The organism is Agrobacterium burrii, from assembly GCF_017313405.1.
GTDB classification, from domain to species: Bacteria; Pseudomonadota; Alphaproteobacteria; order Rhizobiales; family Rhizobiaceae; genus Agrobacterium; species Agrobacterium burrii.
In genome coordinates this window covers 57,881-71,936 of record NZ_JAFLNA010000008.1, presented here as the reverse complement: position 1 = coordinate 71,936, position 14,056 = coordinate 57,881, and the positions used below count along the sequence as shown (strand labels likewise).

Here is a 14,056-nt window from a genome sequence, read left to right as displayed (position 1 = left end):
GGCTTCGTGACGATTGGGGCTGCCGAGTGAGGCAGCCCTTTGAAATATCTGGACCTCCTGCAAACTCGACGTCATCCTCGGGCTTGACCCGAGGATCCACTGCCGCCTGAATGGATCCTCGGGTCAAGCCCGAGGATGACGGCGGTGAGGTTGGCGGACCGTTGTCGTACGCCTGACGGCGCAGCCTCTTTTATCCTCCATCTCTTTCCCCTTGCGAGCGTGACACCATGACCGATTGCAAAGCTATGATCCTCGGATGCAGCGGGCTTTCGCTGACCGCCGACGAGATTGCCCTTTACCGTGACCAAAAGCCCTGGGGCTTCATCCTGTTCGGCCGCAACATCGGCGAACCGCAGCAGATCACCGATCTCGTCGCCTCGATGCGTGATGCCGTCGGGAGGCCGGAGGCTCCGGTGCTGATCGATCAGGAGGGCGGGCGCGTCCAGCGCATCAAGCCGCCGATCCTGCAAGCCTATCCGAATGCCCGCATTCTCGGCGAAATCTACGAGCGCGACCGCGAGGAAGGCCTGCGCGCCGCCTGGCTGATGTCGCGTCTGCATGCCTTTGACCTGATGAAATTCGGCATCAATGTCGATTGCCTGCCGGTGCTTGACGTGCCGGTGGAGGGCGCCAGCAACGTCATCGGCAACCGCGCCTATGGCTATTCGCCGACCATGGTTGCCGAGATGGGGCAGGCGGCTGCCGACGGGCTGAAAGCGGGCGGCATGTTGCCCGTCATGAAACATATGCCCGGCCACGGGCGCGGCATGGTCGATTCTCATCATGATCTACCGGTTGTCGATGTGCCGCTCGACGAGCTGGACGCCCATGATTTCGTACCGTTCCGGGCGCTTAACCGCGAATTGATGGCGATGAGCGCACATCTGGTCTTCAACGCCGTTGACCGCGAACGGCCGGCTACCACCTCGGCGAAGGTGATCGAAGAGATCATTCGCGGCCGGATCGGCTTTGACGGGTTGCTGATGTCCGACGACAGCTCCATGAATGCGCTGAAGGGCACGCTTGGCGAAAGGGCTGCGAATATTGTTGCGGGCGGTTGCGATATAGTCTTGCATTGCAACGGCGTGATGGGTGAAATGCTTGAGGTCGTGAAGGAAGTTCCCGTTCTTTCCGGCCGTTCGCTGGAGCGGGTCCGGGCCGTGGAGGCAGGTTTCCCCGCTGCTGACACCGCCGACGAAGCTGAACTGAGAGCTGAATTCAACGCCATGTGGGCCGTTTCCTGACGATCGGGCGGCGGTCGCCCACTCGGGATCACAGGCCGGACGCCCGGCGGATGGAACAATGGCCGCAGACAAGTCTCGCAATTTACCGCCGATGGACAAGCTCTGGCAGGATGTGACGCCGGAGCGGCTGACGGGCGAGGCCGGGCTGGTCATCGATGTCGCGGGTTTCGAAGGCCCGCTCGATCTGCTGCTGCACCTTGCCCGCACGCAGAAGGTCGATCTGTCGCGCATTTCGGTGCTGGCGCTTGCCGAGCAATATCTGCAATTCGTGGAAAGCGCACGCCGCGTGCGCATCGAGCTGGCCGCCGATTATCTGGTCATGGCGGCGTGGCTCGCCTTCCTCAAATCCAAGCTGCTCATTCCGCAACAGGCGAAGGATGACGGCCCCTCAGGTGAGGAAATGGCCGCGACATTGGCCTTCCGCCTCAAACGCCTGGAAGCGATGCGCGAGGCGGCCGAAAGGCTCGTCAACCGCGCCCAGCTTGGCCGCGATGTTTTTGCCCGTGGGGCGCCGGAGCATATTCCGCATATCAACCGTTCGGCCTACGAGGCCAATCTCTACGATCTTCTGAGCGCCTATGCCAATCTGCGGCAGAGGCAGGCCATCACCCAGGTCACCATCGAAAAGCGGCAGGTCTGGTCGCTGGTTGAGGCGCGCGAGCTTCTCAACAGTCTCCTCGGCGATGTCGGCGAATGGACGGTGCTCGATCAATATCTGCTGCAATATGTGCCCGATCCCGCCATGCGGGTAACGGCCATCGCCAGCGCCTTTGCCGCCTCGCTGGAGCTGGTGCGCGAGGGATCGTTACAAATCCGGCAGGACGGTGCGTTTCAGCCGATCTATATGCGCAGGGGCGAAAGAGACGATCGCGCGGTGAATGCCGAAAGGACCAATGATGACGAATGATGACGAAGCCGGCGAGGTATTGATCGTGACAGATGGGGTGGAGCCCGAACCCACGATATTTTCCGAGCGTCAGCTGAAGGAGGCTGAGCGTATCACCGAGGCGCTGATTTTCGCCTCGGCCGAGCCGGTTTCCATCGGCTTCATCGCCGAGCGTCTGCCGCGCGGCATGGATGTCGTCACCATTCTGCACCAGTTGAAGGCCGCCTATGGCGACCGGGGTGTCAATCTCGTGCAGGTAGGCGGGCAATGGGCCTTCCGCACGGCGGGCGACCTCTCCTTCGTCATCCGCACGGAGGAGAAGGAACCGAAGAAGCTGTCGCGCGCGGCGCTGGAAGTTCTGGCGATCATAGCGTATCATCAGCCGGTGACACGCGCCGAAATCGAGGAAATCCGCGGTGTGCAGACCTCACGCGGTACGCTCGATGTGCTGATGGAGGCGGGCTGGGTGCGTTTCCGCGGTCGCAGGCGCACACCGGGCAGGCCGGTGACGATCGGCACCACGGTGGAGTTTCTCGATCATTTCGGCCTTGAGGAGCTACGGGATCTGCCGGGCCTTGAGGAGTTGAAAGGCGCGGGGCTGCTTTCCGGTCGTATCCCGTCCAATTTCGGCATTCCCCTGCCGATGATGAGCGACGAATTGCGTGAAGACGAAGACCCGATCACGCAGCTCGATCTGGAGGAGCTGGGCCTGCTTGCGCCGGGCGGCGGCGATGGTGATGATTGATATCGCCGTCAGCGGATGACAGGACGCAAAAACTTTATGCTCACACCTTGTTGACGCGACAATTTGTTGTTTGAAAAAGCCTTTCAAACGTCTTACATCGTCTGAAAGCGAAATTCAGGAGTTGCAGTTATGGGTTCTTTTAGTGTGTGGCATTGGCTCATCGTGCTGGTGATCGTTCTCGTCCTCTTCGGACGTGGCAAGATCCCGGAATTGATGGGTGATGTCGCGAAGGGCATCAAGAGCTTCAAGAAGGGCATTGCTGACGAAGACCAGACGCCGCCTCCGGCCGATGCAAACTCTCCTGCCAATGCGAAGACCGTCGACCACAAGGCTGACGAGATCAAGTAAGCGGCTTTGAAGCTGCTTGTTTTGAGACGGCGCTAGGGTCTCGGGAGCATATTGATGTTAGATATCGGCTGGAGTGAGCTTCTGGTGATTGCGGTCGTGTTGATCGTGGTTGTCGGGCCGAAAGACTTGCCGCCCATGATCCGCGCCTTCGGTAAAACGATGGCCGGCCTTCGCAAGATGGCGGGGGATTTCCGCACGCAGTTCGACGAGGCCTTGAAAGAGGCCGACATGGACGATGTGCGCCAGACGATCTCCGATGTCCGCAATCTCAACCCCACCAACTCGCTGCGCGATGCGATGAACCCGCTTCGCCAGCTGGGCAACGAGATCAAGTCCGATCTCCAGAAGGCGACGGCGGCGCCCGATGGCCTGTCGTCCACCCCGGCACCCGCGACGAGCGAGCCGGTTGCGCCGCTGGTCAGCGTGCCGGAACCGGAAATGAAACTTCCGGACACGCCGCCTTCAGTGGTTTCCACGCCTGCGGCGTCCGCGCCGGTTACTCCTGTTGCTGCTGCGGAGACGAAGCCGAAGCGCGCACGTGCGAAATCGATTGCGACGGTTGAGGCAGAGGCGGTTGCCGCCAAGCCGAAGCGTGCCGTCCGCACCAAGGCGGACGCAGCACCGCAAGCCATTGCCTCTCCCGCAGCCGGCGAACCAGCCGTTTCGCAATCTTCCGTGAAGGCTGTCGCCAAAAAGGCAGCCGTCAAGAAAGCGGCAGCGGACAAGGCTGTTGTGGTGGCTGACGCCAAACCGGCAAGAACCAAGGCTGCAAAGCCGAAAAAGGATGAAGCATGAGCGGCGATACCGAAGATAAGCCACAGCCGCTTATCGAGCACCTCATGGAGTTGCGCACCCGGCTGATCTGGTCGCTCGGCGCATTCTTCATCGCCTTCATCGGCTGTTTTGCGGTGGCCAAGCACCTCTTCAACCTGCTTGTCATTCCCTATAAATGGGCAGTGCTCTGGGCCGGGCTCGATGTGACGAAATCGTCGCTGATCTATACCGCGCCGCAGGAATTTTTCTTCACGCAGATCAAGGTCGCCATGTTCGGCGCAATGGTCATCTCCTTTCCGGTGATCGCCTCGCAGCTTTATAAATTCGTCGCACCCGGTCTCTACAAGAACGAACGCGCCGCCTTCCTGCCGTTCCTCATCGCGTCGCCGATCCTTTTCCTCATCGGTGCTGCGCTCGTCTATTTCTTCTTCACGCCCATGGTCATGTGGTTCTTCCTCGCCATGCAGCAATTACCTGAAGATGGCGAGGTGGCGATTTCGCTGATGCCGAAGGTATCGGAATATCTGAGCCTCATCATGACGCTGGTGCTGTCTTTCGGTCTGGTGTTCCAGCTGCCGGTCGTCACCACGCTTCTGGCCCGCGTCGGCATTCTGACCAGCGACTGGCTGCGGGAAAAGCGCAAGTTCGCCATCGTGCTCGCCTTCGTGGTCGCCGCGGTGCTGACGCCGCCTGATCCCATGTCCCAGATCGGTCTTGCGCTGCCTGCGATCATTCTCTACGAGATTTCCATCTACATGGCTCGACTCGTGGAGAGGAAACGTGCGGCGGAATCCAAAAGCACGGAGCTGGAAGAGACCTGAGCCTTTGCGAAGGTTTCCCCCGCTCACAAATCTCTTCGCGCCGGGCCTTTGCCCGGCGTTTTGCTGAGGGCAATGCAACAACGGTCTGGAACGACGATGCACGACATTAAATGGATACGCGAAAACCCCGAAGCCTTCGATGCGGCTCTTGCACGCCGTGGCGTGGAGCCTGCCGCGAGCGGCCTGATCGCCCTTGATGAAAAGCGCCGTTCCGTTATCCAGTCCCTGCAGGACATGCAGTCCCGCCGCAATGCCGCCTCCAAGGAAATCGGTGCCGCCATGGCGCAGAAGAACATGGAGCTTGCGGAAAAGCTGAAGGCAGAAGTCGCCGACATCAAGGAAAACATGCCGCGCGCCGAGGAGGAGGACCGCCAGGTCACCGCCGAGCTGAACGATGCTTTGTCGCGCCTGCCGAACATGCCTTTCGACGACGTGCCTGATGGCAAGGACGAGCACGACAATGTCGTTGCCCGCGTGGTCGGCCAGAAGCCCGGCTGGAACCATGAGGCAAAGGAGCATTTTGAGATCGGCGAAGCGCTCGGTTACATGGATTTCGAACGCGCCGCCAAGCTTTCCGGCTCGCGCTTCACCGTTCTGACCAGCCAGCTGGCGCGTCTGGAGCGGGCGCTCGGCCAGTTCATGATCGATCTGCACACCAGCGAACATGGCTATACCGAAGTGTCCTCGCCGCTGATGGTGCGCGACGAAGCGATGTTCGGCACCGGGCAATTGCCGAAGTTTTCCGAGGACCTGTTCAAGACCACCGATGGCCGCTGGCTGATCCCGACGGCGGAAGTGACGCTGACCAACCTCGTGTCAGGCGAAATTCTCGATCAGGAAAAGCTGCCGCTGCGCTTCACCGCGCTGACCCCGTCCTTCCGTTCGGAAGCGGGTTCGGCCGGTCGCGACACGCGCGGCATGCTGCGCCAGCACCAGTTCTGGAAATGCGAGCTTGTCTCCATCACCGATGCGGAAAGTGCTGTCGCCGAGCATGAGCGCATGACGGCCTGCGCCGAAGAAGTGCTGAAGCGTCTGGGCTTACATTTCCGCACCATGACGCTGTGCACCGGCGATATGGGTTTTGGCGCGCGCAAGACCTACGATCTGGAAGTGTGGCTGCCGGGTCAGGACACCTATCGTGAAATCTCGTCCTGCTCGGTCTGCGGCGATTTCCAGGGCCGGCGCATGAATGCGCGTTATCGCGGCAAGGACGACAAGGCGACGAAGTTCGTGCACACGCTGAACGGCTCCGGTACGGCTGTCGGCCGCTGCCTCATCGCGGTTCTCGAAAATTATCTGAACGAGGACGGTTCCGTCACAATTCCAGACGTGCTGCTGCCCTATATGGGCGGTCTGACACGCATCGAGAAGGCGGCCTGAGTTCTGATGTTTCCGTCATTCCGGCCCTGAGCCGGAATCCAGTCAGCCCAAGTCCTTGGGCTGGAAGGACTCTTCCCGAAGCGCAGACGCGCGTCGACTGGATCCCGGCTCAAGCCGGGATGACGGTTGAGGGAGTGCTCCGTACCTGAACCAAAATGAATAGTGGGAGGAAAACATGCGGATTTTGCTGACCAATGACGACGGTATCCACGCCGAGGGTTTGGCCGTGCTGGAGCGTATCGCCCGCACGCTGTCGGACGATGTCTGGATCGTCGCGCCCGAGACCGACCAGAGCGGCCTCGCTCATTCGCTGACGCTTTCCGAACCGCTGCGCCTGCGAAAAGTGTCCGACAAACATTATGCGCTGCGCGGCACACCGACCGATTGCGTCATCATGGGCATTCGCGAAGTTCTGCCGGAGAAGCCCGACCTCGTGCTGTCAGGCGTCAATGCCGGTGCCAACATGGCCGATGACGTGACCTATTCCGGCACCATTGCCGGCGCCATCGAGGGCACCCTGCAGGGCGTGCGTTCCTTCGCGCTCAGCCAGGCCTTCAGCCATGCTGACGGCCGTGTCGTGCCGTGGGAAGTCGCCGAAACCTATGCGCCGGATCTTCTGCGCAAGCTGATGAATGTCGATCTGCCTGATGGCACCTTCCTCAATCTCAATTTCCCCAATTGCGCGCCCAAGGATGTGCAGGGCGTTTCCGTGACCGGGCAGGGCAAGCTCGATTTCGGCCTGACCGTGGAAGAACGACAGGACGGCCGCGGTTTCCCCTATTACTGGCTGCGCTTCGGCGAGCGTCTTGGTACCTTCCGCGAAGGCACCGATATCCATGCCCTGAAGCACGGCAAGATTTCGGTTACGCCGCTTAAGCTTGACCTGACGGATTACTCGGTAAAGGATCGGGTTGCGCAAGCACTTGGATTCGGAGTCGCCGATTGAAATCCGCCATGGTCGAAAAGGAAGGTTTTGCCGCTCTCGTTCTCCGTCTGCGGGGCGAGGGGATTTCCGACCTCGACCTGTTGACGGCGGTCGAGCAGACGCCACGTTCCAAATTCGTACCGCCGCAATTTGCTGCCGACGCCTATTCCAGCCGCACGATCCCGATCGACTGCGGCGCCTTCATGGAAGGCGCCGACATGGCGGTGAAAATCCTTGCCCGCCTGCAGGTCAAGCCCGGCCAGCGAGTGCTGGAAATCGGTACCGGCAGCGGTTTCATGACCGCGATCATGGCCCGTCGGGTGGAGCGTGTGTTTTCGCTGGAGCGATACAAGACGCTGGTGCAGGCGGCGCAGAACTGTCTGGACGATCTTTCCATCCGCAATGTCGTCATCCGCCAGGCGGATGGCAGCAACGGCCTTGTCGGCGAAGGCACGTTCGACCGTATCGTCTCCACAGCCGCCTTCACCACCATGCCCCGTTTTTTCGCCGAACAGATCGTATCGGGCGGCATGATGATCGCGCCGATCATCGTTGAGGGTGATCGCTGCGTGATGACCCGCTTCTCCAAGACCGGCAGCCGCTTCGAAAAGGAAGAGCTGTTCGAGGCGCCTTATCTGCCGCTCAGCACCCATATTGCCCGGCATTTGTGACGAAATGAAAATTTTGAAGGCAATTCATTTTTGTCTTCTAATGTTCTGAATTATCGCAACTATCTGATTTTCAATATCATTATTGCCTCAGCATGACGCATCCGGTTTTCGTCATGGTTATCGAAGTGTCAAAAAAGCACTGAGAGGCTTAACGTTTTAACGGCGTGGTAACACTAACGCGCTTTAATCATAAACATCGACGCATGGTTTTCCCCACCTCGGGAAATGGGCCTTGCAAGAAGTGAAATTTGTGCCGGATCGGTTTCGATGCGGCGGGTTGGCGTCAGTGTAGATCGAGTCATGCGTATGAGACATTCGTCTAAAATCGGAAAATCAGTCGCAAAAATGTTCGCAGCGGCATTGCTGGCAAGCGTCGCAACGGGCTGTAGCTCGGATGCAACGCGGTTCGGCGGCCTCTTTTCCAGTGGACCGGACAAGATGACCACGGCGTCAATTCCAGCCCGTCAGGGTGGTGGTGCTTATGCGCAGGCCCCGGTTCCGCAGGGCGACATGAACGGCGGTTATGCTTCCGCCGCGCCGCAGGGCGGTTACGCCAACCAGAACATGGCGGGCAATTCCTATCCGCAGTCCGGCGGTTACGGCGGCGGCGTCCAGCCGTCCACGGCCCGCTCGGCTTCGGCCTCTCCGGTGCAGCGCTCTGAACTGTCGGCACCGTCGGCAGTGGCAAGCCGCGATCCGGCGACGCGCAACGAAGCCATGGCTCAGCCTTTCCCGTCTGCACAGCGACAAGCCGCACCTTCTCTGGCAGCACCTGCCCGCCAGGCAGCCGCGCCCGTCGCCGACAATCTGACAACCGCAACCGTTCGTTCCGACAAGAATGGCTGGCATACGGATGGCGCTTCCTCCGTGACCCTGCGTCCCGGCGAAAGCATCACCACCATTTCCAACCGCTACGGCGTCCCGGAAAAGGAACTGCTGCGGGTCAATGGCCTGAAGTCCGCGTCTTCGGCGCAGGCCGGACAGTCGATCCTCATTCCGAAATTTGGCCAGGTGCGCAACGCCGCCAAGGACGCGGCCGGCAATATCGCGCTGAACCGCAATGGCGACCAGCCGACGCCGCTGCGCAGCCCTGAGGGCAATGTTGCCGTGCTGCCGTCGCAGGCTGCCGCCCGTGACAAGATTTCCTCCGAGGCTGGCAAGCTGACGCCTCCCGGTGGCAAGCCACTGCCGCCGACCGGTGGTTACAAGGTTCAGCCGGGCGACAGCCTGGCGAAGATCGCCCGTGAAAACGGCGTCTCGGTTGCCGCGCTGAAGGCCGCAAACGGTCTTTCCAACGAAAGCATCCGTGTCGGCCAGACACTGTCCATGCCGGGCGCCGGCACTGACAACGTCAAGACGGCCTCGGTTCCCGCCAAGGAAGCGGCCAAGGCAGTCGAGACCGCCTCCGCCAAGCCGGAGCCCTACAAGGCCCCTGCCGCTGCTGCCGCGACTATTCCTGCCGCGCCGGCTGCCACGGCAAGTGTCAGCGATATCGAAAAGAAGTCCGACATGGCTTCTCTCGCTCCGGAATCAACCGGCATCGGCAAATATCGCTGGCCGGTTCGCGGCGCGGTCATCAACAATTTCGGTGACAATGTCGAAGGCAGCCGCAATGACGGCATCAACATCTCGGTTCCCGAGGGTACGCCGATCAAGGCCGCTGAAAACGGTTTGGTCATCTATGCCGGCAACGGCCTGAAGCAACTCGGCAACACGGTGCTGGTGCGCCATGACGACGGCAAGGTCACCGTTTACGGCAACGCCGCCAATCTCGATGTCCAGCGTGGCCAGAAGGTCCAGCGTGGCCAGACCATCGCCACCTCAGGCATGACCGGCAGCGCCAAGCGTCCGCAGGTTCACTTCGAAGTTCGCAAGGATGCGACACCGGTGAACCCATCAGGTTTCCTTGAATAGGTATTGCGTCTCAAGGAATGATGAAGCCGGGTGAAGAGCCCGGCTTTTTCATTTTTGGACTGGTGTGGACGCTATGCATTGCGATCACTGCCGCGGGTTCGGTTTCTACACTTTTTTCCGGGATGCCGGCCCTGAGCTTGAGTAACGTGGTGCCCGCAGCCACGGCCTCATTCCGGAGTTTCGTCGCAAATACGAGCTACTTACGAGCTTTTCTGCTGCGCATGAGTGGCACGGGACCGCAGCATGTTAGCTAGAGACGAAGTTACAAGTTATTCGCGACGCTTTCGACACTTCGGACGCTCGATGTCGCTGACGAAAGAATGCAGTTCTCGGTCTCGTCTTCTCCGATTTTCGTGAGGTAGCTGATTAATTCAAGAAAGTCTTTATCCGGGAGACTGGTCAAAAGTTGCGGATGGTTGGTTATAATCCATTTTTGAATTTGTGCGCGAAAGCTATCTTCAGTCGTTCCATCCGACCGGAGCTCAACAGCTTTTACGTAAAATGGCGCGATGATAGTTGTGGTAAATCGTATACCGGTAGCACTCTTGGCGCTGTCTGGGACGCATTCGAAGATCGCGACCTCTAGTCGTTTTAGGGTGGTTTGCGGATCAGCACGATAATTCGCCAATACCCGTTTGGAATCTTCGACATTAGGTACTTTGATCGTGGCAATTACGCCAATTGCTACAGCTGCCGTTGCGGCAATTATAAATAGGATACGCATCTTGGTCTCCATGTTGATCAAGATGATAAGTCGGAGCCTTCAAGCAATTGTATATTTTGTTTGAATATTTTTATCGAATGACAGTTCTTGCCCTGTGAGGCTTATACTTAACTACTCTGATATTTTCGTTGGGTGCAGCGATAGGCGCTTCGCCGGAACGCAAACTAAGGCCGCACCAACCCAACCGTCTTCTCGATGAAGTCGGCAATCCTCGCGGTATCGTCGAGATCGAAAACGGGGAGGGCCGTGTCCGCTACCTCATGATCGGCGGCAATTGCGATGATATGCGGATCGAGCGGCGCAAGCGGTTCGGTTTTCATCGCTTCCAGCCGGCGCGCCTCGATCTTCGGCACGGGCTCGTATTTATAACCTTCGATCAGCACGAGATCGCAGGGGGCGAGGCGGGAGAGGATGGCCTCGAAGGACGGCTCGGGTTCGCCGCGCAATTCATGCATGATGGCGAAACGGGTGCCGGAAACGATGGTGACCTCATGCGCGCCGGCCTGCCGGTGACGCCAGCTATCGGCACCCACCTTGTCGATATCGAAATCATGATGGGCGTGCTTGATGGTGGAGACGCGGTAGCCGCGCGCTGTCAGCTCGGTGACGATGCGCACCGCAAGGCCGGTCTTGCCCGAATTTTTCCAGCCGGCAATGCCAAAGACCTTTTGTGCCGTCATGGTTGCAGCTCCATCTCTTTGTTCAACGCATTATCCTACTGGAAATGCTCCAGATGGCTACGCGCCAGCGCCAGTTCATCCGGGGTGTTGATATTGAAGAATGGGTCGAGGCTGCCCTTTGCTGTTTCCACCGGCGGGAAGGCCACGCCGATGGTGACATGCCGGGCAAGATAAGCCCGGATACGGCGGTTGGCATCGTTCTTCAGCCACTCCTCGAGATCGTCGGCAAGCGCCACCGGCCACAGCGCGAAGACGGGGTGAATCTGGCCGCTCGAGGCAGCGATGACGATCGTATTGTCCGATATGTGTTCGCAAAGCCGGGCGACGAGATCGTCTGGAAAGAACGGGCTGTCGGCAGGTGCCGTCAGGAAATGGCTGCCGGTGGCCTCGCGATTGCGGAAATGCCGCATGCCGGCCAGAACACCCGCAAGTGGCCCGGCATGGCCGTTCAGCGTATCGGGCAGCAGCGGCAGGCCGAAAGTGTCCGCCCAGCCGCCCTTGTCTTTGGTGGCGGCATTGATGGTGACATCCGAGACCTGTGGCGCGATGCGGCGCACAACGTGAGAAAGCAGCGGTGCATCGCCCAACATCACCATTGCCTTGTTGCTACCCATGCGCCGCGACAGGCCGCCGGCGAGCACGAGACCGGGTATCTGATGGGGAAGGGTGCTCATTGCCGCTGTTCCTGCAGCCTTACGACATAGGTGGTGAGAAGGGCGACAAGGCCGGTCGCCAGCATCACCATGAGGAGTGGCCAGGTTCCATCTTCTTTTGAGAGGACCGATGAGGCAAGCACGGAAAGGGCGGCACCGCCGCCGATGGTCATCGCGCCGCCAAGACCGGAGGCCGACCCGGCCAGATGCGGCTGGACGCTGACCATACCGGCATTGGCGCTGGGAAGTGTCACGCCGTTGCCGACGCCGATCAGGGCAAGCGGCACGAAGAACGCATAGGCGCTTTCCGCTCCGCCGGTAATCAGTATGATAGTCGTGACGATGCCGGCAATGGCGATGACATTGCCCGACAGCATCATGCGGGTGATGCCGATCTGGCTGGCATAACGGCCGGAGACGAAATTGCCGAGCATGTAACCGCTGGCCATGAAGAAGAATTGCAGGCCGAGCATGGCCGGCGCAAGCCCATAAAGCACGCTGCCGACAAAGGGCGCGCCGCCGAGGAACGAAAAGAACATGCCCGACGAGAAGGTCGAGGTCAGCGCATAACCCCAGAACAGCGGCGAGCGCAGAAGTTCCGGCCAGGCGTGGAACTGCTGTGAAAAACTCGCCGATTTATTGTGGTTGGTTTCGCCGAGATCGAACCATGCGAGCGCCAGAATGCCGACGCCAAGCAGGGCAAGGAGTGCGAAGCTCGACTGCCAGCCGGAAATGTCGTTGAGCAACCCGCCGACAGTTGGGCCAACCATCGGCACCACCGACATGCCCATGGTCACGTAGCCGATCATTGAGGCGGCCTGTTCCATCGGCACCATGTCGCGCACGATGGCGCGGGCCAGCACGAAGCCGGAAACGACGGCGGCCTGTGCCACGCGCCCGATCATGAAGACGGTGATGTTGGGCGCCAGCATGCAGACCAGCGTGGCGGCGATCATGATCGCGATGCTGGCAAGCATGACCGGCCGGCGGCCGAAGAGATCGGAAAGCGGGCCGATGAGGAGTTGCAGACAGGCGGTGGCGGCGAGGTAGCCCGAAACCGCAAATTGCATCACCGCGTAGTCGGTCTCGAAATAGAGCGCCATGGCCGCAAGCGAGGGCAGGAACACATTCATGCATAGCGCCGCGACGCCGGCGATGACGACCAGCGTGATGATGTGGGGTGGGGTGGTCCGATCGAGGAAACGGCCGCTTTTCATGTCATTCTCCCGCCTCTTCCGTAACGGCAGTTTTCGTTACGGAAGCCGGTCGCACCGTGGTTGCGGCGGTCGGTGTGGCGGCCGCGCGCTTGGCCATCTGCGAACGTTTACGCAGGCTTTCACGATAGAAAGTGTAGAGACCCGAACCGATGACGATCATCGCGCCGACGATCGTGAAACTGTCGATTTTTTCGTTGAAGAAGAACACGCCAATCATGAAACCCCAAAGCAGGCCGGTATAACGGAACGGCGCGACGAAGGAGATTTCGCCTGATCTCATGGCGAGAATGATCGCCTGATAACCGACCAACACCAGAATAGCGGAAGCGGCGAGATGCGACACGATCGTGACATTCATCGGCTGCCAGCCGCCGAAAGGCACGATCAGCAGGCCGCCCACCGCCATGTTGACGGTGGCGGTGATGACGGTAATCGCAAGCGAGGGCACATCGGCATACATTTTCCGGGTCAGGAGATCGCGCGCGGCGGTAACGGCGAGTGATGCGACGACCAGCAATGCACCGGGCGTGAAACCTTCCGGGCCGGGCCTGATGATGACGAGCACGCCGATGAAACCGACGATGATGGCCACCCAGCGCCGCCAGCCGACCGGCTCACGCAGGAACAGCGCCGCACCCAGCGTCACCACCAGCGGCAGGGACTGCAATATGGCCGAGGCATTGGAAAATTCGATGAGGCCCAGCGCCGTCAGGTAAAGCACCGCGGCAGTCACTTCGCAGAGACAGCGCAGGATGATGATGGGCCGCAGCAGGGTTTTCAGTGGTCTCAGCGCGCCGAAATGCCGGGCGGCGATATAAATCAGCACCACGGTCATGATGCCGCGCACGAACATGATCTGGCCGGTGTTGATGTAGGGTGTGACGGATTTCGTCAGGGCGTCGTTGGCCGTGAAGCTTGCCATGGCGAGCGCCATGAAAAGCGCGCCGCGCGTATTGTCCGTCAATGCCATTCCATACGATCCCAGACCATGCGCAGTTTTACCCGGACCGACCTTTCAGACGGTTTCGGGCGGCCTCGCGGGCGCGACGACGCATTCCTCCATGTAAAGAGACG

16 protein-coding genes are annotated in these 14,056 nt (G+C 60.0%); 10 read left to right on the top strand and 6 right to left on the bottom strand.

Annotated elements, in window-relative coordinates; genetic code table 11:
• The first annotated feature begins 227 nt into the window (after positions 1-227).
• The 10 genes from nagZ (at position 228) to JZX89_RS15690 (ending at position 9,708) form a co-directional block, all read left to right on the top strand.
• Positions 228-1,244 (top strand): beta-N-acetylhexosaminidase, encoded by a 1,017-nt coding sequence (gene nagZ / locus JZX89_RS15735; protein WP_207134640.1) that lies wholly within the window; start codon positions 228-230, stop codon positions 1,242-1,244.
• 58 nt (positions 1,245-1,302) lie between these two features.
• On the top strand, positions 1,303-2,151 hold the full coding sequence (locus JZX89_RS15730; protein ID WP_153513856.1) for a segregation and condensation protein A: 849 nt from the start codon (positions 1,303-1,305) through the stop codon (positions 2,149-2,151).
• Entirely contained in the window at positions 2,141-2,875 is a 735-nt protein-coding gene (scpB, locus tag JZX89_RS15725; RefSeq protein WP_149897463.1) for an SMC-Scp complex subunit ScpB, read from the top strand. Before JZX89_RS15730 ends, scpB begins: the two co-directional genes overlap by 11 nt.
• Positions 2,876-3,004: 129 nt before the next feature.
• Positions 3,005-3,223, top strand: coding sequence for a twin-arginine translocase TatA/TatE family subunit (locus tag JZX89_RS15720; protein ID WP_149897464.1), 219 nt, complete (start codon positions 3,005-3,007; stop codon positions 3,221-3,223).
• 54 nt (positions 3,224-3,277) lie between these two features.
• Entirely contained in the window at positions 3,278-4,018 is a 741-nt protein-coding gene (tatB, locus tag JZX89_RS15715; RefSeq protein WP_207134639.1) for a Sec-independent protein translocase protein TatB, read from the top strand.
• On the top strand, positions 4,015-4,818 hold the full coding sequence (gene tatC / locus JZX89_RS15710; protein ID WP_149897466.1) for a twin-arginine translocase subunit TatC: 804 nt from the start codon (positions 4,015-4,017) through the stop codon (positions 4,816-4,818). Before tatB ends, tatC begins: the two co-directional genes overlap by 4 nt.
• A 96-nt stretch (positions 4,819-4,914) precedes the next feature.
• Positions 4,915-6,198 carry a serine--tRNA ligase gene (gene serS / locus JZX89_RS15705; RefSeq protein WP_207134638.1) on the top strand — a complete coding sequence of 428 codons (1,284 nt, stop codon included), beginning with the start codon at positions 4,915-4,917 and terminating at the stop codon, positions 6,196-6,198.
• A 175-nt stretch (positions 6,199-6,373) separates the two neighbouring features.
• Complete coding sequence (gene surE, locus JZX89_RS15700) at positions 6,374-7,144, top strand: 5'/3'-nucleotidase SurE (RefSeq protein ID WP_207134637.1); 771 nt, start codon at positions 6,374-6,376, stop codon at positions 7,142-7,144.
• On the top strand, positions 7,141-7,794 hold the full coding sequence (locus JZX89_RS15695; RefSeq protein ID WP_246746743.1) for a protein-L-isoaspartate(D-aspartate) O-methyltransferase: 654 nt from the start codon (positions 7,141-7,143) through the stop codon (positions 7,792-7,794). Before surE ends, JZX89_RS15695 begins: the two co-directional genes overlap by 4 nt.
• 345 nt (positions 7,795-8,139) lie before the next feature.
• Complete coding sequence (locus tag JZX89_RS15690; RefSeq protein WP_207134636.1) at positions 8,140-9,708, top strand: peptidoglycan DD-metalloendopeptidase family protein; 1,569 nt, start codon at positions 8,140-8,142, stop codon at positions 9,706-9,708.
• A gap of 10 nt (positions 9,709-9,718) precedes the next feature.
• Here the strand turns inward: JZX89_RS15690 and JZX89_RS15685 are convergent, their stop codons facing one another.
• From JZX89_RS15685 to JZX89_RS15660, 6 genes are all read right to left on the bottom strand, one after another.
• Positions 9,719-9,871, bottom strand: a complete 153-nt coding sequence (locus JZX89_RS15685) for a hypothetical protein (RefSeq protein ID WP_207134635.1) — start codon at positions 9,869-9,871, stop codon at positions 9,719-9,721.
• A 99-nt stretch (positions 9,872-9,970) separates the two neighbouring features.
• Positions 9,971-10,432 (bottom strand): hypothetical protein, encoded by a 462-nt coding sequence (locus tag JZX89_RS15680; RefSeq protein ID WP_207134634.1) that lies wholly within the window; start codon positions 10,430-10,432, stop codon positions 9,971-9,973.
• 164 nt (positions 10,433-10,596) lie between these two features.
• Entirely contained in the window at positions 10,597-11,112 is a 516-nt protein-coding gene (gene mobB / locus JZX89_RS15675) for a molybdopterin-guanine dinucleotide biosynthesis protein B (protein WP_207134633.1), read from the bottom strand.
• 35 nt (positions 11,113-11,147) lie between these two features.
• On the bottom strand, positions 11,148-11,786 hold the full coding sequence (gene mobA / locus JZX89_RS15670) for a molybdenum cofactor guanylyltransferase MobA (protein ID WP_207134632.1): 639 nt from the start codon (positions 11,784-11,786) through the stop codon (positions 11,148-11,150).
• Complete coding sequence (locus JZX89_RS15665) at positions 11,783-12,982, bottom strand: multidrug effflux MFS transporter (RefSeq protein ID WP_153513850.1); 1,200 nt, start codon at positions 12,980-12,982, stop codon at positions 11,783-11,785. The genes mobA and JZX89_RS15665 overlap by 4 nt, the downstream gene beginning before the upstream one ends.
• Position 12,983: 1 nt before the next feature.
• Complete coding sequence (locus tag JZX89_RS15660; protein WP_149897473.1) at positions 12,984-13,952, bottom strand: DMT family transporter; 969 nt, start codon at positions 13,950-13,952, stop codon at positions 12,984-12,986.
• Positions 13,953-14,056: the final 104 nt, after the last annotated feature.